Below are 20497 nucleotides of genomic sequence, written 5' to 3'. Positions count from 1 at the left end.
GTCAGACGGGGACGCCGAGTTCCGTCGGGACTGCTCCCGGGTTTTCCGCTAGTGGTGCACGTACACTCAGTCTTTCCGTCCGGCTTTCCAGTTCAGGCCAAAGCTGTATCGCTCGTCCATGGCCTGATGCGCCGTGATTTTACCTTGGCCGCCGAAGTATTCCACCAATTTTGTCACCTGCAGGTTGCCGCCGTGGTTTTCCAGCATGGCGATGGCGCACATGGCGTGCTGGCTGTCGCTGTCGAGGCGCACTTCCACTGTCGGCTGGCCGGGAATCTCGATCGTCACGACGCCATCCGTGGCGGCCCAGTTCGGCACGCCTTCGTAGATGAAGGCGTAGACGAGCACGCGCTTGATCTGGTCGAAATGGGTGCCGTTGATGAAGATGTTTTCACCGCTGCTGATGCTGCCCGTGCGGTCGTCGCCTTCCAGGTGGATGTACGGCGGGCGGTCATACGCGCCCCAGCTGTTGCCCAGCGCCTGTACGGCACTTTTGCTGCCATTGCTCATTTCGAACAGGCAGCCGATATCGAGGTCGATGCCGCCCGAGCGGCCGGCCGGCTTGTTGAACAGCTTGCCAAGAAAGCCCGTGTCCAGCTTCGAGGCGGGCGCCTGGCCTTGCGAGGCGTTCTGGTTCCAGTTCAGGTTGACCTTGATGCGGCCGTAGCCGCCGCTGTCGCGCTTGTCGAGCGAGATCTTGTCGCCGCGCTTTTCCAGGCGGATTTTTGACAGCGAAATTTTATTCGCCGGCGGCGCCGCCGCTGGCGTCGGCACGGGTGCCGGTGCTGGCGCAGGGGAGGATGCCCCCGCCTCGCTGCCGCCAAAGTGCTTCAGCAGCGCCGCCAGGCCGCCGGCGAAACCCTGGCCCACGGCGCCGAAGCGCCAGCTGCCGTCGCGGCGATACAGTTCGCCGATGATGACGGCTTTCTCGTCCTGGAAGTCATTGCCCGTGAAGGCGAACGTGGCCGCCTGGCCCAGCGCCATGCTGGAGTTGCCCAGCGCGCGCATGCTGCCCTGTTCCGTCGCCGCCGTGAAGACCAGCCTGTCGATCGAGGCGGGCAGGCGCGCCAGGTCCACCTGGAAGGTGGAACGTGGGCCGTTCAGTTCCAGCGTGACGGCGTTGTCCGGCGCGCTTTTCTGGTTGTAGAAGACCATGTAGCGGTCGTCCGACAGCTTGCCCGCCGCATCGACTCCGAAGCAGCTGACATCGACTTCCATCGAGCCGGAAACGATATCGAGAGTGACGGCAAAGGGACCGTTCAAGCCCAGGTCCGCCAGTTTGCCTTTTTGTCCGCGTGTGAAATTGGTCATGGTCGTGCAGTCCCTTCGTCGCTGGAGAGTTGAGTCAGTGAGTGATTCGGTGCGTGATGCAGTTGGACCGCCACGCCGGCCCCGTCGGCCGCATGGCGGATGCCGAACAGGCGTGCCTGCTCGATGATGCGCAGCGCCCAGCTGCTGTGGGTCGCCACTTCGCACATCGATTCCTGCATGCGGAACACGGCCGGGCTGTCCGGGTCGATGATGCGCAGCGCCAGTTCGATGTCCGACTGCGCCACCTGGTAGTGGCGCTCGATCTGCGGCACCTGGTCGGGGTGAATGGCCGTCTTGGCGATCATGCCGTGCGCCATGTCCTGCGCCACTTCCGCATCGAGCCAGCTGCCTTGCGACAGGTGCTCGAAGACGGGCGCCGTCAGCTGGAAGCCGTGCGGCTTGAAGATCGTCACGAGGCGGCCGATGACCTGGCCCAGCGGCGTCTGGTAGATGGTGCCGCTGGTGGGGCGGCGCAGGCCCAGCAGGGCCAGCAGATCGTTGCCGCCGATGCGCAGGGCCAGGATGCGGCGCCGCACTTCCGGCGCGGACAGCACGATGCGGAACTGCTTCATTTCCTCGTCGTCGAACACTTCCGCCGTTTCCAGGGTCGGCATCAGCAAGTGGTGCGTGTGGCGTACCAGTTCGAAATACGCGCTGAAATTGCTGCGCGTGGATTTCGGCAGCACGAAGCCGCTCAATTTGTCGGCGCCCGGCATGGCCAGCACGCGCGCCAGCACGTCGAGATTGCGCACGCGTACAAAGCGCAAGGTGTCCGATACGTCGCACATGTTTTGCAGCGCCAGCGACAGGTTGAACAGCGCGTAGCTGAGATCGCGCTCGGCGATGGCGTCTTCGGTGCACAGAATGACGGAACGCAGATGGCTGAATTTGTCGCCATTGGCAATCGCCAGCAAATCCTTGTGCGTGGTCGGCACGTACATGGAAGCGCCCAGCGCCGCCTTGTGTTCATTTTGTGGATGTAGGGAGTTGTTATCCATCGACTGCGCTCCTGATGAGGGCGACCGCCTGGTAAGGCAGCGCCGGTTCTACTGTGACGGGTATGGCTTTTTCCTGCGCCAGAAGCAGCAAATGTGCCACGTCCGGTGCATTCGTGTCGCGCACGATCAGGCGCTCGGGCACGCGGCGCAGCAGCACGCGCGTCGCTTCGCCGATGCCTGGCTTGATCAGATTGATGTCGCTGATGCCGTATGCCTGCTGCGCCGCGGCCATGTAGGCTTGCGAGCGGGCCGCCATGGCTGGCGCATCGGTCGCCTCGGCCAGGGGGATGCCGCTGCTGGCGGCGATCGCCATGGCGTCGGCCACCAGCCCGTCGGCAAAATCGCGCGACTGGTCGTGCTGCTCGAACTGCGCGTAGTAGACGCAGCCATGGAAGTCGTCCGGCCCGATGGCGTCATTCAGCACGGAACGGCTGACCAGGCCCGAGACGGTGGCGTTCAGAATGCTCGACGGGATCAGGTAGTCGCCCGACGAGGCGGCGCAGGCGGCCGTGCCGGCCAGGTCGGACAGCACGAACAGGCCGCCGTCGATCGCCGTGGCATGGGCGGCGTTGAAGTCGCTGACCGTCTGGCGCAGCTCGCGCGAGATCACGCCCTTGCCCGTCCAGCCATCGACGAAGACGACGGAATCGGCCGCGTGGCCCTGCGCCAGGATGTGCTGCAGGGCGTTCGTGTCGATGCCGCGGTCACGGATGATGGAAACGGAATAATGGCTGCACTCGCGCTGGAAAACCTGGCGCAGCAAGTGCCCCAGGATGACGCCCACGGGCGTGCCGGCGCGCGCCAGCGAGACCAGCGTGATGGCGCCGCTGCGGCGCGCCGCGATCAGGGCCGCCAGGCGCAGGCAGTCGCGTGCCATCTGCAGGCGGTTGGCCGCGAACGCGCTCTGGAACAGCGCCAGGTAGGCCGGCGAGGGCAGGGATTCCGGCGACAGCATTTCGCTGTAGTGGCGCTGGCCCGACTGGATCAAGCGCTCTTTTTCGGCCAGGTCGAGGATGGGTTCGAGCGCCATGGGCGTGAGCAGGAATTCCACGTCTTCCTGGCGGTAGCTGCCGCTGAAATGCGTTGTCACTGCATTCATAGCGCCGCCACGGTAAGTGCCGCCAGCTGGGTGCCGTTGGGGATGATGGCGTAGTCGCAGGCGGCCATGAAGCGCGCGTCCGAGCGGCTGTCGCCCATGCCGAAGCTCAGGATGGGGCCATGTTCGGCTTCCAGTTCCGCGCGCAGGTAGGCCACGGCGCGCGCCTTGTTCAGGGTCTTGGGCAGCACGGCCAGGTTGTTGCCGTTGCGGTGGATGAAGTAGTCTGAACCTTCGCCATCGATCCACTGCTGCAGCACCTGCTCCTCGATGTCGGCCAGGCGCTCGCCGCGCGCTTCATGGTCCTTGACGACGATGTAGAACGGCGTGTTGTAGTCCTCGATCAGGCGCGCGCGAGAGGGCATGCCGGCCTTGGCCTGGAAATCGTCGATGATGCGCATGGCGTCCCGCAGGCCGGGCAGGGCCGTCTGCATGTCGTCCTGCATCAGGGCCAGCCAGCCCGCGTCGAGCGCGCCGCCCGGCTGCAGCACGATGCCGCCGTAATCGAGCACGCTGTAGCTGGTAAACGGCAGGTCGACGCGGCGGAAAGCGTCGCCATTTCGCGCCGTGGCGGGAATCAGGGTCATGCCGCTTTGCGCGAACTCAAAGAAGGCGCGCTGGCGCGCCGTTGTAAACGAACAGGCGTCGCCATTTTTCAGGTAGGCGGCCGCTTGCAGGTCGGTCTCGCCAGGGCATTTTTTCGGGGTCTGGAACAGTGTGTCGTCCAGGTCAACAAACAGGAATTTCTTCAATTTTGGTCTCTGACTGAAAGTGGAACAGGCGGCCATTCAACTGGCCGGCGAGTTGCATGAGGGCCGGGCTGGCCGGGGTTTCATGGCAGATGAAAACGTGCTGGTACTGGCCAGGCGCCACGTTGTACAGGTAATTGGCGATGCCTTCGCCGTAATTGTCGTCGCAAGAGACGATATGGCCAACGGAACCCCATGACAGGATCGGCGAGCGCGTGGTCGACTGCACCACCACGTTCTTGCCCAGGCTTTCCAGCTCGCGCGCCAGCAGGAAGGACGGGTGCATGAATTCGCCCGTGCCCAGCACCAGCACGGAGTCGCCGGCGCCGATTTCCTGTGCCAGCTGCACCGCCAGGCCTTGCGGCGGGGTCAAGGCACGGCCCACGCCGATGCGCCCGAAGGCCGGGCTGGCGCCGCGTTCTTCGTTCGCCTCGAAGCGCTGCGCGCTGGCCGCCACCGGCGCCGGCGCAGCGCCGGCCTGGAAGGCGTATTGGCCGGAAAGGGACGCGCCGATGCTGGTGGGCAGGCCGAAACGCTGGCTCAGGCCCGCGTTGGCGGCCTGGCCCATGAAATTGGTGATCACGCCCAGGTGCAGTTTTTCCAGCTGCGGATAGCGCGCGCGGCACACTTGCACCAGGTTGGCGAAGGTGTTGCCGGTCGATGCTTCATCGTCGATCAGCACCAGGCTGCGGGCCGTGGAAAACAGCGCGCTGGCCGCATCCGACAAATGCAGGAACTGGCGCGGCGCGTGGCTGTGCGATTCCTCGAATTCGAAGAAGGGCACGCTGCCCACGCGGTAGCGCGAGCTGTGCAGGAACAGCGCTTTTCCGTTCGGGTTGGCGCGCAGCCAGGCTTCGAACACGCCCTGGCCCAGGCCAACGGCCGTTTCCGCCATGGCGATGAAGACGACGGGGCCTGGCAGGCTGGGAGGAATCTGCGCGGCCAGGTCGTCGTGGATGGTTTGCATGGCGCGCGGCGTGACGGGCCAGTGCTTGCCCAGCACCTTGGACAGGAACAGGAAGCCGCGCTTGGCGTTGGCGCGCGCGGCAAAGCCGATCAGCCAGTCCAGCGGAAAGCGCGCCTCGTCCACCTTCAAGGTCAGTTCGCCCGTGGGCATCTGCTGCTTGACGATGTTCATGGCAGCTCCACGGCGTAGGCGGCTTCCGCCACGCGCATGCCATCGCGGATGGCGGGCACGGTGAGCTTGTCGTAGCCCTGGTCGAAGCCGGCCAGCGCCAGGTAGGGCAGGTTCGGGCCGGCCGCGCAGGCCATGCCGATGCCGCCCGACATGCGCGGGTTGATCTCCAGCAGCGCCAGGCCGTTCGCGCCTTCGCGGAACTGGATATTGAACACGCCGTTCAGGCGGTAGTCGCGCGCCAGCTTGTCGCAGGCGGCCAGCAAGTCATCGCGCAGCTCGATCAGCTGGCCGCTGCCGCCGCCATGCAGCTTTTTGCGCGGCACGGCGCACACCAGCGCACCCTGGTTGGCGACGCAGTCGGCGCTGTATTCGTGGCCATCGAGGTATTCCATCAGCAGCAGGGTCTTGAATGTACCCATCCGCGCCAGGCCGCTGCGCAGCTCCTGCGCATTGATCTGGTAGGCGGCGCCGGCCAGCAGCAGCTGGGCGCTGGTGCGCTCCTCATCGAGAATGGCAAAGCCCAGCGCATACACGGACTCGGACGGCTTGATGCACAGCTTGGGGTAGCGCGGGCGCAGTTCGGCGTAGGCGGCATCGTATTCCTCGATGCTGGTCACGGCGCGGTAGTCGGCCGGACGCGCCATGGGCAGGTCGAGGCCGTCGCAGAAACGCGCCTTGTCGTGCATCAGGGCCAGGGTGTCTTCGCTGGCCACGCTGAGCACGCGCGTGCCGATGGCGGCGAAGCGCGCGCTGGCGCTGCCGACCAGGCCCGCTTCCTTGCCGGGCCAGAAAATGGTGATATTGCGGTCGCGGCAAAACTCCAGGCACCACTCCACATAGTTGTGGCCCGTCAGGCCCGACGGTTCGACCGCGTATTCGTGGGCCGACAAAAAGGCCGCCGCATGGGCGTTCGTGTTGCTGCACACGATGTGGTAGCGCGGCTTGCCGCCGGTGGCTGCGCTATCGGCCTCGCGGATCAGGCGCATGGCCGTGCCGACGGAGGAAAATGTTTTGTTGAACCAGACTCTTTGCATGTACGGGGACCGGGTGGAAATAGGGGAAGCCGCGCGCAGGTGCGCGCGCGTGAATTCTAAACGGCCAGGCTTAACCTGGCCTTAGATTTTTTTGAACAACAACGTTGAGCAGCAAACTAACAGCGCCTGACAAAACCGTAGCGAGCGGAAGGAAGAGGTGGCCGAGAAGCGCAACCGTACTAAAGTACGGGGGCGCCGAGCCGGTGAGCATCGCAGGCCGCCTATGCCGACGCGCAGTAGGTTTGGTCAGGTGCCTCTAACTAGCTTTGCCGCTGGCTGTCCATTTTAAGAACGCATCGCGGTTGCGCGAGCAGATAAATACCTTGCCGGAGCCGGAAAAGCGCAGCACGATACCTTCACCGCTGGTGACGCTGTTGACGATATTGCCGAGGAAACCGCCGATGCCGCCGCCGCTGGCGCCGCCGCCCGTGGTCACGGAAATTTCGTATTTCAGGCTATTGTCCCAGCACACCACGTGGGAATTGTCGATCACGACATCCTTGCCCGGCTCGACGTCGAGCTGGAACATCGAGCCGAAGCCCGACACCACCACTTGCCCGGTGCCGGCCGTCTCCATGACGAAGAAGCCGCCCGACTGCGCGAACAGGGCGTTGCCGATGCTTTGCGTGCGCACCTTCATTTCCGTGCCCGAGGTGGCGGCGACAAAGGCGCCGTCATTGAGCAGGTACTGGCGCGCGCCCACGTCGATCACTTCGATGGCGCCCGGCAGGGTGGGCGAGAGCAGGCAGTCGCCGCTGCCGCGCACCGCTTCGATGTGCTGCTGGAAGAACGATTCGCCATTGGCGAAACGGCGCATGATGGCGCTGCCCAGGCCACCCGTCATCTTGCCCTTCAAATCCAGCGCCGTTTCCATCATCACCATCGCGTCGGATTCGCAATAGATGGTTTCGCCCTGCTTCATGCTGACGTGGAGGAAAGGATCGACGTCGCCGGTGACACTAAATACTGGCATGATAAATCTCCAAAAAAAAGCCGCCTGAATACGTCCAGGCGGCTATGTTTAGCGCATAAAACGTTTAGGCATTCACACCGAACGAGCGAGCCAATGGGCCCAGGCCGCCGTTGAAGCCCTGGCCGATGGCCTTGAATTTCCATTCGCCGTTGTAGCGGTAGATCTCGCCAAAGATCATCGCCGTTTCGGTCGAGCTGTCTTCGGACAGGTCGTAGCGGGCGATTTCTTTTTCGCCTTCCGCGTTCAGGCAGCGGATGAAGGCTTTGGAAACCATGCCGAAGTTCTGGCGGCGCGCGTCGGCGTCGTGAATGGTGACGGTGATGCTGATGCGGTCGATGTCGGCCGGTACGCGCGACAGGTCGATTTCGATGCGCTCATCGTCGCCTTCGCCTTCGCCGGTGGTGTTGTCGCCCGTGTGGACGACGGAACCGTCGATCGACTTCAGGTTGTTGTAGAAGATGAAGTCGGAGTCGCCACGGACTTTGCCGTCGCTCTTCAGGAGGAAAGCGCTGCCGTCAAGGTCGAAGGTGGCGCCGTCGGTCGAACGAGGATCCCAGCCGAGGCCGACGATGATCTTCTTCAGGTTCGGTGCTTCCTTGCTCAGGTTGACGTTGCCGCCTTTTTGCAAACTGATTGCCATGTGGTACTCCTTTTAGTAATTTAGCTTAAATAACCGGCCGGTGGCGTGTTATGCCTGGCTGGCCGGTTGTCATGCCTGCATGGGATGAGCGCAAGCGCTCGTGCCATTACTCTTGCAACTGGGGGCGAAACCCCCGATTTCAAGCTTGTGCCGCGTGCCGTTTGCGATAACGCAGCGACGACCACAGCGAAACCAGGATGAAGGCCACGCCAGACAGGCCCGTGAACCATTCCGGAATATGGTACTTGACGGACGCCAGCATGATCAAGGCCAGGATGCCGATCGCGTAATGGGCGCCGTGTTCCAGGTAGACGAATTCGTCCAGGGTGCCCTTGTGCACCAGGAATACCGTCATCGAACGCACGAACATGGCGCCGATGGCCAGGCCCAGCATGATGATGACGACGTCATTGGTGATGGCAAAAGCGCCGATCACGCCGTCAAAGCTGAACGATGCATCCAGCACTTCCAGGTACAGGAAGCCGCCGATGCTGCCGCGCGCCACCGTTTTCACCAGTTCGCCGTTGCCGTTCTTCGCCGGCGCCGCGCCTTCTTCCTCATCGTCCTGCAGGTCCGGTTCGCCTTCTTCCAGCAAGCCGCTGATCCAGTTCACGCCGATATAGACGGCGATGCCGACGATGCCCGACGCCAGCACGCTGTATTTTTCATCGACGGGACCCATGGCCACGCAGGCGGCCACGGCGCCCATGGTAATGAGCACGGCCAGGCTTTCCGTGCCCAGCGCGTTGACCTTTTCCTCGGCCCAGCCCAGCCAGTGCAATTCCTTCTCGTCGTCAAACAGGAAGTTCAGGAACACCAGCAGCAAAAAGGCGCCGCCGAAGGCCGCCACTTGCGCGTGGTTGTCCGTCAGGTGCTTGGCATACACGTCCGGCGTGGTGGTGGCCATGGTCCACACGTCGACCAGGCCCAGGCCCGTGGCGACGGAGACGATGACCAGCGGGAACAGCAGGCGCATGCCGAAGACGGCCACGAGGATACCCACCGTCAAGAACAGTTTTTGCCAGAATTCATTCCAGTGGCGCAAGACCGAAGCGTTGACGACGGCATTGTCGAACGACAGCGAGACTTCCATGATGCCCAGCACGCCCGTGATCCACAGGGCCTGGATCATGCCCGGCACGCCGCCATGGCTGTAACCCCACCAGCCGGATACCGCCATCAAAATAAAGGTAACTAAAAAAGAGATTCTGAAATGCCGCATGGGGCCCCCGTTGCAAGTGTGGAAAGACGTTTATTATCAGTGCCGCGCTGCGCGCCGCACCCAGTGTTGATATACGTCAATTGTTGTATATGCCATGATTTTATATTAGTTGCCGCCATGGCCGGCGTTTTGTAGGCGGATAAAGCATAGTTCTGCTGCCGCGGTTGATCTGCGATAATTGCGGCGCGCTGCCTTGCTGCCGCAGCCCCTGACATACTTTATAGACATATAAGAAGGAATAACCCCGTGGATATCGCTTACCTCGTCACGCCCCTGATTACCTGGATCCTGGTCGGACCGGTCAAATTCCTGATCAACAGCGCCCGCACGCGCCAATGGGCGTTCGGCCTGGTGGGCAATGGCGGCTTTCCCAGCAACCATAGCGCCGTCGTGTCCAGCATGGCGACCCTGATCGCCTTGCGCGAAGGCATCGCCCATCCCGCCTTCGGCGTGGCCGTCACCTTGGCGTTCATCGTCATCATCGATGCCAACAGCCTGCGCCAGCACGTGGGCAAACAAGCGGCAGCCATCAACCGCCTGGCGGGGGAAACGGCCAGCGCCGCGCACAAGACCTTGCGCGAGCGCATGGGCCATACCCTGGTGGAAATCACCGGCGGCCTGTGCACGGGCGTGGCGATCGGTTTCCTGATCAACGCTGTCTTTGCTAAATAACATTTTTTGCGCGGCCCGCGACGGCCGCCGGTAGCGAACAAACCCCGCCTGAAGGCGGGGTTTTGCGTTTCAGGGCGTAAAAACTACGTTTCATCCATTCAATAAAGCATTACAGGAAGCCGCCGATTGACATGCCCGGATGCGCTCATGGATACTTTGGCGCTTGTGGTTTTAATAAAAATAAATGCCTGTCTGTCGCCTGCCAGCCCTATCCGGGCCGTCCGGCTGGTGGCGGTTCAATCTATCCGGAGAAATACCCATGTTGCGCAAAACCCTGTTCGTTCTGGCAATCGCTTCTGCCTTGGCCGCCTGTGGCAAAGAGTCCAAGGATCCTGGCAAAGGCACTGGCAAGGACGCCAAGGAACAAGCCAGCGCCAGCGTCAATTTGCTGGTGTCGCCGGAAGATGTGCTGACCATCCAGAGCAATGCGCTGGCGTCGGGGCCCGTGATCACCGGTTCCGTGCAGCCTGAGCGCAATGCCGACCTGCGCGCCGAAGTCTCGGCCGTGGTCATCCAGGTGCTGAAGGAAAATGGCGAAGCCGTGAAACGCGGCGATGTGCTGGTGCGCCTGGACGAGACGGCCATCCGCGACAGCCTCAATTCGGCCGAGGAAGCCAGCCGCGCCTCGAGCCAGGTGCTGGAACAGTCCGAACGCATGTTCCAGCGCATGAAAACCCTGCGCGCCTCGGGCATGACCTCGACGCAGGCGCTGGAAGACGCGGAAATCCGCCGCAACAATGCGCAAAGCGATTTGTCGGCCGCGAAGAGCCGCGCCGCCCAGGCCCGCCAGCAGCTGCAGCGCACGCTTGTGCGCGCGCCGTTCGACGGCATCGTGAGCGAGCGCAAGGTGTCGAATGGCGACACGGCGCAAATCGGCAAGGAATTGATCCGCGTCATCGATCCCACCAGCATGCGCCTGGAAGGCCTGGTGTCGGCCGACAAGATTGGCGTCGTCAAGGTGGGCCAGCCGGTGTTGTTCCGCATTAACGGTTATCCAGGGCAGGACTTCGCGGGCAAGGTGCGTCGTGTCGATCCTGCCGCCAACGCCGTCACGCGCCAGGTGGCCGTGCTGGTTGATTTCAATGACAGGGAACAGCCGCGCGTGGCCGGCCTGTATGCGGAAGGGCGCATCGAAGCGGCTACCGTCAGCGCGCTGATGATTCCCGATTCCGCCCTGGTCAAGGCGGGCGACCAGACCTACACGTGGAAGATCAAGGACAAGGCCCTGCAGAAGGCCGTCTTGCGCATCGGCGCGCGCGACGTGCGCACGGGACAGTGGGAAGTGCAAAGCGGCCTGGCCAGTGGCGACACGGTGCTGCGCACGCCCGGTTCGACCTTCAAGGATGGGCAGAAAGTGGAGTTGACGGCCAGCAAGGCCACGCCGGCCGCCGCCGTGGCCAGCAGCAGCACGGCCGTTGCCGGGAAAGGAAACTAAGCCATGTTCCTCTCCGATTTCAGTATCAAGCGGCCCACCGCCACCATCGTCCTGATCCTGGCGATGATGTGCGTCGGCTTGCTGGCGCTCAAGAAACTGCGCGTCAACCAGAATCCGGACGTCGAAGTGCCGTTCATCGTCGTCAGCATTCCTTACCCTGGCGCATCGCCCGATACGGTCGAGCGCGAAGTGGTCAACCGCCTGGAAAAGTCGCTGCAAAGCATTTCCGGCGTGACCGAAGTCAATAGCAGCGCCAATGAAGGCTCGGCCAGCATCTTCATTCAGTTCTCGTTCAAGACGAACCTGATTGAAGCGTCCGACGATATCCGCAACGCCATTGCCGCCGTGCGCTACAAGCTGCCGACGGAAATGCGCGAGCCGATATTGCAGCGCATCGACCCGTCGGCCGAACCGATCATGCAGCTGGCCCTGTCGTCGAGCGCGCAAAGCCACGCGGAAATCTCGCGCCTGGCCGAAGACGTGCTGTCGGACCGTTTCCGCGCCGTCGATGGCGTGGCGCTGGTGAATGTGGGCGGTTCGCTGAAACGCGAATTGTCGGTGCTGCTGCGCGCGGAAAAGCTGCGTGAATACAATGTGTCCGTCAGCGACGTCGTTACCGCCTTGCGCAACCAGAACACCAATGCGCCGGTGGGCAAGGTGCGCGGCATTCTGGACGAGAAAAGCATCCGCCTGGTGGGCCGCATCGAGTCGCCGTCCGACTTCGAGCAAGTGGTGATCAAGCGGCGTGGCGAGGAAATCGTGCGCCTGGCGCAAGTGGCAACCATTCAGGACGGCTTTGCCGAGATCAACAGCCTGAGCGTGCGCAGCGGCAAACCCAACGTGGGCATTTCGATCACCCGCGTGCGCGACGCCTCCACCGTCAGCGTGGCCAACAAGATCCGCGACATGGTCGCGGAAATCAACAAGACCTTGCCGAAAGGCACCGTGCTGCAAGTGACGCGCGACGGCGGCGAGAATGCCCAGCATAGCCTGAACAATGTGATCGAATCGCTGGTGCTGGGCGCCGTGCTGACCATCTTTGTCGTGTATGCGTTCCTGAACTCGTGGCGCTCGACCCTGATCACGGCGCTGAGCCTGCCGACCTCCGTCATCGCCGCCTTTATTGCCGTGTGGCTGTGCGGCTTTACCCTGAACTTCATGACCTTGCTGGGCTTGTCGTTGGCCATCGGCGTGCTGATCGATGATGCCATCGTGGTGCGGGAAAACATCGTGCGCCACATGCAGATGGGCAAGGACCGCCGCACGGCGGCGCTGGAAGGCACGGCCGAGATCGGCATGGCCGTGGCGGCGACGACGTTTTCCATCATCGCCGTCTTCATTCCCGTGGCCTTCATGCCGGGCATTTCCGGCGAATGGTTCCGTCCGTTCGCCCTGACAGTGACCTGCTCGGTGCTGGTCAGCCTGGGTATCTCGTTTACGCTCGACCCCATGCTGTCGGCCTTCTGGGGCGACCCCGTCGAGGAACATGCGGCGCCGAAAAAAGGCATCGGCCGCATGTTGGAAAAATTCAATCACTGGTTCGACCACCAGGCCGACCGCTATGGCAACGTCATCGCCTGGGCCTTGCATCACCGCCGCTGGATGGCCGTGATCGCCTTCGGCAGCCTGGTGGGTGCCATCGCCCTGCATGCGACGCACGGCGGCACGAGTTTCCTGCCAGCCTCCGATTCGGGCAATCTGATGATCAATGTGCGCACGCCATCGTCGAGCAGCATCGAGTATTCGCGCCTGAAACTGGAAGCGGCGGCCGTGCTGGCGCGCACCTTGCCTGAGACCAAGGATACCAACAGCTCCGTCAACGCCAATGGCGGGCGCGTGTATGTCGATATCGGCAAGCGCAACACGCGCAGCCGTTCGGCCAAGGAAATTGCGGTCGAGCTGCGCGAGAAGATGTCGCGCCTGGTGGGCGCCGAATACGTGGTGCAGGATGACTTGAGCAATGGTTCGCAAAAACCGATCCAGGTGGAATTCACGGGTCCCGATTCGCGCAAGCTGATGGAGATTACGAATGCCTACATGGACAAGATGCGTTTGATCCCCGGCGCCGTCGACGTGGGTCTGTCGGAGCAGGATCCGAAGAACGAGCTGCAGATTGAGCTCAACCGTGGTCTGGCCAATTCGATGGGTATTTCCGTCAATGATGCGGCGCAATCCCTGCGCGTGGCGTTTGCCGGCGTGGAGGTGGGCGACTGGGTCGATCCGACGGGCGAGACGCGCGACGTGGCCGTGCGCCTGCATCCCGATGATCGCGTGGCGTCGGAGAATATCGAACGACTGCCGATCAGCGTGACGGGCACGTCGCAAATGGTGCCGCTCGACCAGATCGCCACCATTACCATGGGCAAGGGTCCGTCCGGTATCGAGCACAAGAATGGCAAGCGCACGATCACCGTGTCGGCCAATGCGCAGGGCCGCTCGAATGGCGAAGTGACCACGGATGCCATGAAGCTGGCCAAGTCGATCGATTTCCCGCCCGGCTACGGCCTGGCCCTGGGCGGTGCCGGACAGGACCAGCAAGAGCTGTTCACGGAAATGCTGATCGCGCTGGTGATGGGTATCGGCCTGATGTATTTGATCCTGGTGATGCAGTTTGGTTCGTTCACGGCGCCCGTGGCCGTGATGATGTCCTTGCCGCTGAGTTTGATTGGTGTGGTGGTGGCGCTGGTGATCACGAATAACACCCTCAACCTGATGAGTTTTATCGGCATTATCATGCTGATGGGACTGGTGGCCAAGAATGCCATCCTGCTGCTGGACGCGGCGCGCAAGCGCGAGGAAGAAGGCCATGGCCGCGAAGACGCGCTGATGTATGCGGGCCGCATGCGCTTGCGCCCTATCCTGATGACGACGTTTGCGCTGATCGCCGGCATGTTCCCCGTGGCGCTGGGGCTGGGCGAGGGCGGCGAGTTCTACCGTCCGCTGGCGATCGCCATCATCGGCGGCACCATCACTTCGACGATTCTGACCCTGCTGGTCGTGCCGACCTTCTATGACAGTATCGAAATCGCCCGCGATGGCGCCGTGGCCAAGTTCCACCGCCGTGCAGCGCGCATGCCAGTGGCCCTGGCCATGATCCTGACCTTCGTCGAGTGCGTGCTGACCTTGCTGATGCTGCGCTTCGTCTACCGCATGCTGAAGAAAGGCGTGCTGTTCCTGATGGGACGCCGCACGCCGAAATCGGTCAGCCTGCAAAAATAATACCGGGCCAAGGCGCAGCTGATGCTGCGCCGTGGTATTTCAAGAGCCTTCCTCGGAAGGCTCTTTTTTTTTGCCACGCGGCTGGCTGGGGCGCAATGCTAGCTGGTGCGTGGCGGCGTGGTCGTACCCGTGCCTGTTCCGGTACCTCCCGTCCCCGTCCCCGTTCCCGTTCCGGTTCCTGTGCCCGTGCCCGTGCCGGTTCCTGTGCCCGTACCCGTACCCGGCGTGGTGCCGTTCGGTGGCGTGGTTGGCGGCGTCGTCGTGCCATCGGGGTTGGTGGTGCCCGGCGTCATGCCCGGCGTCGTGCCTGGTGTGGTGGTATCGGGCGTCGTGGTGCCCGATGTGCCGCTGGTCCCGCTGGTGCCGGGCGCGGTTGCCGGGTTCGTCGTGTTCGGCGAGGTGGTGGCACCGGTGCCCGTGTCGGTGTCGTTGCGTTTGTTGCATCCGCCCAGCAGCGCACAGACGAGGGCGCTACCGAGAACGAGCTTGCTGGTGGTCAGGAGTGGAGCCGTCATGATTGTTCCTTTTCAGTGGAATGCTGTCGTGGAAAAGCATGCCTCGCCAGATAGTGCATCTGGAACAAGGCTGGCATCGTTTGCAAAATTTAGAGTAGGTGGACGGGCACAGGTTCACCGCAGTTACAAATGAGCGGCACTGGCGCGGTGTGGCGAGCGTTTGGTTTGACGTAGCGCAAACCTGTAGCGGAAATCGGCGGATGGGCCAGGATAGAACGTCCTGGCCGCGTCTAAACGGCTTACTTGGCGGCCGGGACCTTGCTTACTTCCACTTCCCAATCCACACCCGATTCGATGTGGTGCTTGGCGGCAAAGTCGCCCTGGCTGATGGCCACGGCCACGTCGAGCAGGCTGTTCAGGTAGACCAGGGGCTTGCCCTTGGCGACGCCGCCAAACGTGTGCTCGAACGGCGCCGTGACCTTGGCTACCTGCTTGCCTTTATGCAGGATGCGTACTTGCAGCCGATCGTGCAGTGTTACCTGCAATTCGTCGAGCAGGGATTTCGGGATGTTCGTCCACACATTGCCATACTTGACGTCCAGCACGGGCACGATGCCGCGGATGGTATTGCCGTCGCGCACAGGCTTTTGATATGCGATCCTGACCACCGATTCGCTCGGCAGTTGCGGTCCCACCTGTTCATAGCTGATGGCGCCCGAGGCCAGGCGCGCACCCACATACGCGTAGACGTCGCGGCCATGGAAGGTGTACGACTCGGCTGAGCCGGCCAGGCGGTTGACCTTTTCATCGATTTCACGCAGCTCGGCCACGCCATCGCGTTCGGCGATCAGGGTGAACAGGCCATTGTCGGGCCCGACGAAGTAGCGTCCGCCCTTGGTTTTCAGCACCACCGACTTGCGGTTCGTGCCCACGCCCGGATCGATGACGGAAACAAATACCGTGCCTTGCGGCCAGTAGTTGGCCGTCTGGTACAAACGGTAGGCGCCCAGCCAGATATCGTAGTCGGGAATCTGGTGCGTCAGATCCGAGATGGTGAGCTGGGGATCGACGCCATACGCCACGCCATGCATGGCGGAGACGGCACCGTCGGCCGTGCCGAAGTCCGTCATCAGCACCAGCGGGGACGCGGCTTGCGCGGTGGACAACATGAGGGCGCTCAGGCAGGCGCCGGCGACGAGGTGAGAAATGCGTTTGATGATCATGTGCTCTTTCCGTTTTTAGAATGTATAGCTGAGCTTGGCGTAAAAATACGCGCCGTTCACGCCGATGGGGTTGATGAAATTGTAGGGCAGGGCGCCGCCATAGGTGGCGTTGTTGGTTTCACGCACGCGCTGCGGATAGCGGTCGAGAATGTTGTTGCCGCCCACGCTCAGGGTCAGCTGCCTGCCCAGTTTGAGCTGGCCTTCCAGGTCCAGCGACCAGACGGCGCCGAAGCGCTGCGCGGGGATGCCGTCGATCAGGGGCGCATCGCTGTCATAGGAAAAATCTTTCAGCTCGCCAAAGCGCGTGGCGCGCGCCTGCACGCCCCAGCCCGCCGCCTGCCAGTCGGCACCCAGGATCAGCTTGCTGTTTGGCGAGGCGTTCCTGATGCGGAATAAACTCGTCTCCGTCAGCAGGGTCAGGTCCGGGTCGATGGCGGCCAGCGCCGTGGAACTCTGGCGTACCTTGTCCAGGCTGGTCTTGTTCAGGTTCAGGGCCGCATTCAGGTTCAGCTTGCCTGACGCGAACGCCAGGTCATGGTTTAGCACCACGTCCAGGCCTTTTGTGCGCGTGTCGAGCAGGTTGGCCAGGTAGGCCACGGACTGGATGTCGCTGCGGCCATTCGCGGCCAGGTAGGCGGTGACGGCGTCGCTCTGCAAGTCGCTCGACCGCGTGATGCGGTCGCGGATGCGGATCACGTAGGCGTCCACCGTCAGGCTGGTGGCGGGCGCCGGTTTCCAGGCCAGGCCCAGCGATACATTGGTCGACTTTTCCGGCTTCAGCTGTTGCGCGCCGAAGCTGCGCGCCAGCGGGTCGCTGGCCGGCAGCAGGGCCGCCGTTTGCAGCGCCGTGCCATCCGCATTGAAGTTCAGGGTGGCGAAACGGAAACCCGTCTGCACCAGGGCCGGCGCGCGGAAGCTGTTCGACAGCGAACCGCGCACCAGGAAGGTGTCCGTCACCTTGTAGCGGCTCGACAGCTTGCCCGTGCTGGCGCTGCCGAAATCGCTGTAGTCCGAATAGCGGGCGGCGGCGCCCAGCAGCAGGCGCGGCGTGAGGTCGGTCTCCACGTCCGCATACACGGAACGGATCTGGCGGCTGCCGTCATACGTATCCGTCGGGCGCAAGCCGGGGCCGGCCTGTGCGCCCGGTGGCGCATCGGTGTTGCCGCCGGCCGCGTACGAAGCCGGGTCGCCGGCCGAGCTGGTGTAGCTCTCGCGCATCCATTCCGCGCCCAGCGCCAGGCTCAAGGGCGCGGGCAAGCCGATGTCGAGGCTGCGCGTGGCGTCGAGGTTCAGCGCGTCCTGGCGGAAGTCGAAGCCGGCCAGGTGAAAACTGGTGGGGCTGGCCGCGCCCAGCGAGGCGTTGACGGAGTGGCGCACGCCATAGTCAAAGCGGTCGCTGCCGTGGCGCGCGCTGGCGTCCCAGTTCCATTCGCCCAAGCTGCCGCGCACGCCGGCCACCACGCTCAGGTCGCGCTTGTCGCCATTGGTGACGGGGCGGTAGCCGTTCGGATACAGGGCAGGCACGTTCGACGGGTCGCCCGGGTAGCGGAAGTAGGCGCTGCCATCGGACTTGCGTTCGTTGAGGGTGGCGAACGAGTACAGGTCGAGGCCATTGGCCAGGGTCAGCTGCGTGTTGTAGAACAGATAGTTGTTGCGCTGGCGCGAGTCGCCCGACTTGAACAGTACCTTGCCATCGAGGGCCTGGTCGGCGGGCGTGAAATTGTAGGACGTCCAGCCCGCATCGCTGGGGCCGGCCCGCTCCGTGGGCGAGCGCCGCCGCGTTTCCGCGCCGAAACGGAAGTAGCCGGCCTCGCCCAGCGGCACGCCGTAATCGGCGTTGACGATGACGCTCTGGCCATCCGTCAGGGTTTCACCGGTGGGGTCGAAATGCGTGTGGTTGGCGCCATAGCTGACGGACGCGGCGCCGCCCGTGCGGGCTTTTTTCAGCACGATGTTGATGACGCCGGCCACGGCATCGCTGCCGTACTGGGCGCCGGCGCCATCGCGCAGGATTTCAATATGGTCGATGGCGTTGGGCGGAATCGCGTTGATGTCCACCGGCACCGTGCCGGCAAAGCTGCTTTCCGTGTCGAGCACGGCGCTGGTGTGGCGCCGCTTGCCGTTGATCAGCACCAGTACCTGGTCCGGCGCCAGGCCCCGCAGCTGGATGCCGCGCACGGAGTCCGACGCGCCGCTCGACTCGATGCGCGGGAAATTGATCGACGGCGACAGCGCCTGCAAGGCCGCGCCCACGTCGCCCGATGCCAGCGCGTTGTCCACTTCGCGCGCGCCGAAGCGGTCGATCGGCACGCTGCTGTCGAACACCGTGCGGTTGCGCGCGCGCGAACCGACGACGGTAACCTGGTCGATGCTGGCCGTGGCCGTGGCCGTTTCAGCGGAAGCGTTTTGTACCTCCTGTGCCCAGGCGGATGGTGCGCCCAGCATGGCGCAGGCCAGCACGATGGCGCGCAGGGGAGTGGCGGGAAGGGGGAATGGGGGGGGTGGCGGGGTTGGCGGGGAGAAATGGCGCGGCTGCACGGCGGTGTCCTTTGGGCTCGATTAGTGTTCGTCTGGAAACAGTTGCCATGAGCTTAAGGGAGGCGCCCGCCGGCGCTAACGATTCTTTCCGGATATGCTTATGCTGTTGTTTTTACACCGCCAGATGGCGTAGCAGCGCGGGAATCTCGGCCGGGATTTCGCGCGCCAGGTAGCCGAGGATGCCGAAGCGCAAGGCCAGCTGTTCCCCCGCCAGCGCATGCAGGGCGATGCCCCAGGCACACGCTTGCTCCAGCGGCGCGCCGCGCGCGGCCAGGCCCGTGATGATGCCGGCCAGGGTGTCGCCGGAGCCGGAAATGGCCAGGCCGATATTGCCGCCCGCATGCGTCCAGGTGGTGCCGTCGGGCATGGCGAGCACGCTGAGCGCGCCTTTCAGGGCGACGATGGCGTGCCAGCGCCGCGCCGCTTCCATGGCGCAGGCATGCGGGTCGGCCAGCACGGCCTCTTTCGGGATGCCCATCAGTTGCGCCAGCTCGCCCGCGTGCGGCGTCAGCAGTACCGGCTGCCCGAAGCGGAAATGCGGGGGCTTGCGCACGACCTGCATGGCGCAGGCGTCAAGGATCAGCCGGCTGCCGGCGAACAGGGGCAATAAATGGCGCATCAGTTCGCAAGTGGCGGGCGTATCGCACATGCCTGGGCCGACGAGCACGGCATCGACCTTGCCCGCCAGCGGCGCCAGCTGGTGCCGCGCCTCGTGCCGGAAGCCGCCCGGCGCTGTTTCGTCCAGGCCGATAACGCGCGCTTCCGGCATGGCGATGGCCACTTGCGGTGCCACCGACGCGCCCGTCGCCAGGGTCAGCTTGCCGGCGCCGGCGCGCAGGGCGGCCGTGGCCGCCAGCAGGATGGCGCCCGGCATTTCCGCCGAGCCGGCAACGATCAGCAAATGCCCGCGCACTTCCTTGTCGCCATCGGCGGCAGGCATGGGCAATGGCCAGGAGCGCAGCAGGGCGGGCGTGATGTCGGTGGCGGGCATGTTCGATCTCCAGGCGGGAAGACGTTAGGACTTGGGCGCGGCCGGCATGTCGGGCTGGGCCGTGACGGGTGTGCCCGATGCCTCCAGCGGCGCGACAAAGTTGCACAGGTCCAGCTGCAGCTTGCCATGCTTGCCCAGGGCAGGGTTGAAGGCATACGAGGTGACACCGCAATTGGGCACGTCGGCCGCCTTGTCGATGGCCAGGATGGCCTGCTCGTCGCAGCGTTCCAGCAGGTAGCGCAAGCAGTTGACGATGACCTGGTGGCCGACGATCAGCACCCGCTCGCCCCGGTATTCGCGCGTGATGGTGTCGAGCACGCTGCGCAGGCGCAGGATGACGTCGCACCAGCTTTCGCCACCGGGCGGGCGGAAATAAAATTTGCCCACGTGCTGGCGCTGCGCGTGCAGTTCCGGGTATTTGCTGGCGATTCCGTGCACTGTCAGGCGGTCGAGGATGCCGAATTCCTTTTCGCGCAGGCGCTCGTCGGCCACCACGGCATTCAGGCTGTCCGCATCGAGGCGTGCCAGCACGGCCTGCGCCGTCTGGTGTGCTCGCACATACGGCGAATACAGCACCACGGTCGGTTGTTGTTCAGGGGGGAGGGTGGCGAACCAGTCGCCCAGGGCTTGCGCCTGGCGCGCGCCCAGTTCCGAGAGAGGGACATCGACATCGCGCTCGGCGATGGCGATGAGCAGCTGTTTTTCCGCTTCGGCGGCATCGCGCGCCACGTTGCCGGCACTCTGGCCGTGACGCACGATCCACAATTGCTGCGGCCATTTCTGTTCCATCGCCTTGCGCCTTC

Annotated in this window: 17 protein-coding genes; 3 read left to right on the top strand and 14 right to left on the bottom strand. The window is 63.8% G+C overall.

Going from position 1 to position 20497, the window contains the following annotated elements; translation table 11 throughout:
- Nucleotides 1–66: 66 nt before the first annotated feature.
- From ACQ4WR_RS25625 to ACQ4WR_RS25585, 9 genes are all read right to left on the bottom strand, one after another.
- Nucleotides 67–1311 (bottom strand): TerD family protein, encoded by a 1245-nt coding sequence (locus ACQ4WR_RS25625; RefSeq protein ID WP_436490728.1) that lies wholly within the window; start codon nt 1309–1311, stop codon nt 67–69.
- Nucleotides 1308–2309: an HpcH/HpaI aldolase/citrate lyase family protein gene (locus tag ACQ4WR_RS25620; RefSeq protein WP_102295000.1), complete on the bottom strand. Its 1002-nt coding sequence runs from the start codon at nt 2307–2309 to the stop codon at nt 1308–1310. Before ACQ4WR_RS25620 ends, ACQ4WR_RS25625 begins: the two co-directional genes overlap by 4 nt.
- The gene (locus tag ACQ4WR_RS25615) at nt 2302–3408 is read right to left on the bottom strand and encodes a cysteine protease StiP family protein (protein ID WP_436490726.1); all 1107 of its coding nucleotides are present in this window, start codon (nt 3406–3408) and stop codon (nt 2302–2304) included. The genes ACQ4WR_RS25620 and ACQ4WR_RS25615 overlap by 8 nt, the downstream gene beginning before the upstream one ends.
- Nucleotides 3405–4157 (bottom strand): HAD family hydrolase, encoded by a 753-nt coding sequence (locus ACQ4WR_RS25610; protein ID WP_102295004.1) that lies wholly within the window; start codon nt 4155–4157, stop codon nt 3405–3407. The genes ACQ4WR_RS25615 and ACQ4WR_RS25610 overlap by 4 nt, the downstream gene beginning before the upstream one ends.
- Entirely contained in the window at nt 4135–5292 is a 1158-nt protein-coding gene (locus ACQ4WR_RS25605; RefSeq protein WP_102295006.1) for a phosphoribosyltransferase domain-containing protein, read from the bottom strand. The genes ACQ4WR_RS25610 and ACQ4WR_RS25605 overlap by 23 nt, the downstream gene beginning before the upstream one ends.
- Complete coding sequence (locus tag ACQ4WR_RS25600; RefSeq protein WP_436490723.1) at nt 5289–6326, bottom strand: ATP-grasp domain-containing protein; 1038 nt, start codon at nt 6324–6326, stop codon at nt 5289–5291. Before ACQ4WR_RS25600 ends, ACQ4WR_RS25605 begins: the two co-directional genes overlap by 4 nt.
- 256 nt (nt 6327–6582) lie before the next feature.
- Nucleotides 6583–7299: a TIGR00266 family protein gene (locus ACQ4WR_RS25595; RefSeq protein ID WP_436477283.1), complete on the bottom strand. Its 717-nt coding sequence runs from the start codon at nt 7297–7299 to the stop codon at nt 6583–6585.
- Nucleotides 7300–7363: 64 nt separating this feature from the next.
- Nucleotides 7364–7939, bottom strand: coding sequence for a TerD family protein (locus ACQ4WR_RS25590; protein ID WP_436490722.1), 576 nt, complete (start codon nt 7937–7939; stop codon nt 7364–7366).
- A gap of 139 nt (nt 7940–8078) precedes the next feature.
- Nucleotides 8079–9161 carry a DUF475 domain-containing protein gene (locus ACQ4WR_RS25585; protein ID WP_102295012.1) on the bottom strand — a complete coding sequence of 361 codons (1083 nt, stop codon included), beginning with the start codon at nt 9159–9161 and terminating at the stop codon, nt 8079–8081.
- A gap of 246 nt (nt 9162–9407) precedes the next feature.
- On the opposite strand from ACQ4WR_RS25585, the gene ACQ4WR_RS25580 reads away from it, so the two are divergent.
- The 3 genes from ACQ4WR_RS25580 to ACQ4WR_RS25570 all read left to right on the top strand — a co-directional run bounded on the left by ACQ4WR_RS25580 (nt 9408) and on the right by ACQ4WR_RS25570 (nt 14487).
- The gene (locus tag ACQ4WR_RS25580) at nt 9408–9833 is read left to right on the top strand and encodes a divergent PAP2 family protein (RefSeq protein WP_102295013.1); all 426 of its coding nucleotides are present in this window, start codon (nt 9408–9410) and stop codon (nt 9831–9833) included.
- 259 nt (nt 9834–10092) lie between these two features.
- On the top strand, nt 10093–11268 hold the full coding sequence (locus ACQ4WR_RS25575; RefSeq protein ID WP_436490720.1) for an efflux RND transporter periplasmic adaptor subunit: 1176 nt from the start codon (nt 10093–10095) through the stop codon (nt 11266–11268).
- A gap of 3 nt (nt 11269–11271) precedes the next feature.
- The gene (locus ACQ4WR_RS25570) at nt 11272–14487 is read left to right on the top strand and encodes an efflux RND transporter permease subunit (RefSeq protein ID WP_102295017.1); all 3216 of its coding nucleotides are present in this window, start codon (nt 11272–11274) and stop codon (nt 14485–14487) included.
- A gap of 98 nt (nt 14488–14585) precedes the next feature.
- Here the strand turns inward: ACQ4WR_RS25570 and ACQ4WR_RS25565 are convergent, their stop codons facing one another.
- From ACQ4WR_RS25565 to ACQ4WR_RS25545, 5 genes are all read right to left on the bottom strand, one after another.
- A complete protein-coding gene (locus ACQ4WR_RS25565) occupies nt 14586–15002 on the bottom strand; it encodes a hypothetical protein (RefSeq protein ID WP_436490718.1) in 417 nt (138 codons plus the stop codon).
- Nucleotides 15003–15241: 239 nt separating this feature from the next.
- Nucleotides 15242–16165: an SAM hydrolase/SAM-dependent halogenase family protein gene (locus ACQ4WR_RS25560; protein WP_436490717.1), complete on the bottom strand. Its 924-nt coding sequence runs from the start codon at nt 16163–16165 to the stop codon at nt 15242–15244.
- A gap of 15 nt (nt 16166–16180) precedes the next feature.
- Complete coding sequence (locus tag ACQ4WR_RS25555; RefSeq protein ID WP_436490714.1) at nt 16181–18703, bottom strand: TonB-dependent receptor plug domain-containing protein; 2523 nt, start codon at nt 18701–18703, stop codon at nt 16181–16183.
- Between the two features lie 112 nt (nt 18704–18815).
- Nucleotides 18816–19694 carry an NAD(P)H-hydrate dehydratase gene (locus ACQ4WR_RS25550; protein ID WP_436490712.1) on the bottom strand — a complete coding sequence of 293 codons (879 nt, stop codon included), beginning with the start codon at nt 19692–19694 and terminating at the stop codon, nt 18816–18818.
- 24 nt (nt 19695–19718) lie between these two features.
- Nucleotides 19719–20483: a histidine phosphatase family protein gene (locus tag ACQ4WR_RS25545; protein ID WP_102295022.1), complete on the bottom strand. Its 765-nt coding sequence runs from the start codon at nt 20481–20483 to the stop codon at nt 19719–19721.
- Nucleotides 20484–20497: the final 14 nt, after the last annotated feature.

Origin of the sequence: Janthinobacterium amylolyticum, from assembly GCF_051380655.1 — a bacterium.
Taxonomy (GTDB): Bacteria; Pseudomonadota; Gammaproteobacteria; order Burkholderiales; family Burkholderiaceae_D; genus Janthinobacterium.
This window is presented reverse-complemented; position numbering and strand designations above follow the sequence as displayed.

What these genes read in the sequence shown, in the direction of transcription:
- ACQ4WR_RS25570 (WP_102295017.1), top strand. Translation starts at nt 11,272, where the DNA reads ATGTTCCTCTCCGATTTCAGTATCAAGCGGCCCACCGCCACCATCGTC.
- ACQ4WR_RS25620 (WP_102295000.1), bottom strand. Translation starts at nt 2,309, where the DNA reads ATGGATAACAACTCCCTACATCCACAAAATGAACACAAGGCGGCGCTG.
- ACQ4WR_RS25590 (WP_436490722.1), bottom strand. Translation starts at nt 7,939, where the DNA reads ATGGCAATCAGTTTGCAAAAAGGCGGCAACGTCAACCTGAGCAAGGAA.
- ACQ4WR_RS25545 (WP_102295022.1), bottom strand. Translation starts at nt 20,483, where the DNA reads ATGGAACAGAAATGGCCGCAGCAATTGTGGATCGTGCGTCACGGCCAG.
- ACQ4WR_RS25595 (WP_436477283.1), bottom strand. Translation starts at nt 7,299, where the DNA reads ATGCCAGTATTTAGTGTCACCGGCGACGTCGATCCTTTCCTCCACGTC.
- ACQ4WR_RS25615 (WP_436490726.1), bottom strand. Translation starts at nt 3,408, where the DNA reads ATGAATGCAGTGACAACGCATTTCAGCGGCAGCTACCGCCAGGAAGAC.
- ACQ4WR_RS25575 (WP_436490720.1), top strand. Translation starts at nt 10,093, where the DNA reads ATGTTGCGCAAAACCCTGTTCGTTCTGGCAATCGCTTCTGCCTTGGCC.
- ACQ4WR_RS25550 (WP_436490712.1), bottom strand. Translation starts at nt 19,694, where the DNA reads ATGCCCGCCACCGACATCACGCCCGCCCTGCTGCGCTCCTGGCCATTG.
- ACQ4WR_RS25560 (WP_436490717.1), bottom strand. Translation starts at nt 16,165, where the DNA reads ATGATCATCAAACGCATTTCTCACCTCGTCGCCGGCGCCTGCCTGAGC.
- ACQ4WR_RS25625 (WP_436490728.1), bottom strand. Translation starts at nt 1,311, where the DNA reads ATGACCAATTTCACACGCGGACAAAAAGGCAAACTGGCGGACCTGGGC.
- ACQ4WR_RS25585 (WP_102295012.1), bottom strand. Translation starts at nt 9,161, where the DNA reads ATGCGGCATTTCAGAATCTCTTTTTTAGTTACCTTTATTTTGATGGCG.
- ACQ4WR_RS25600 (WP_436490723.1), bottom strand. Translation starts at nt 6,326, where the DNA reads ATGCAAAGAGTCTGGTTCAACAAAACATTTTCCTCCGTCGGCACGGCC.
- ACQ4WR_RS25605 (WP_102295006.1), bottom strand. Translation starts at nt 5,292, where the DNA reads ATGAACATCGTCAAGCAGCAGATGCCCACGGGCGAACTGACCTTGAAG.
- ACQ4WR_RS25565 (WP_436490718.1), bottom strand. Translation starts at nt 15,002, where the DNA reads ATGACGGCTCCACTCCTGACCACCAGCAAGCTCGTTCTCGGTAGCGCC.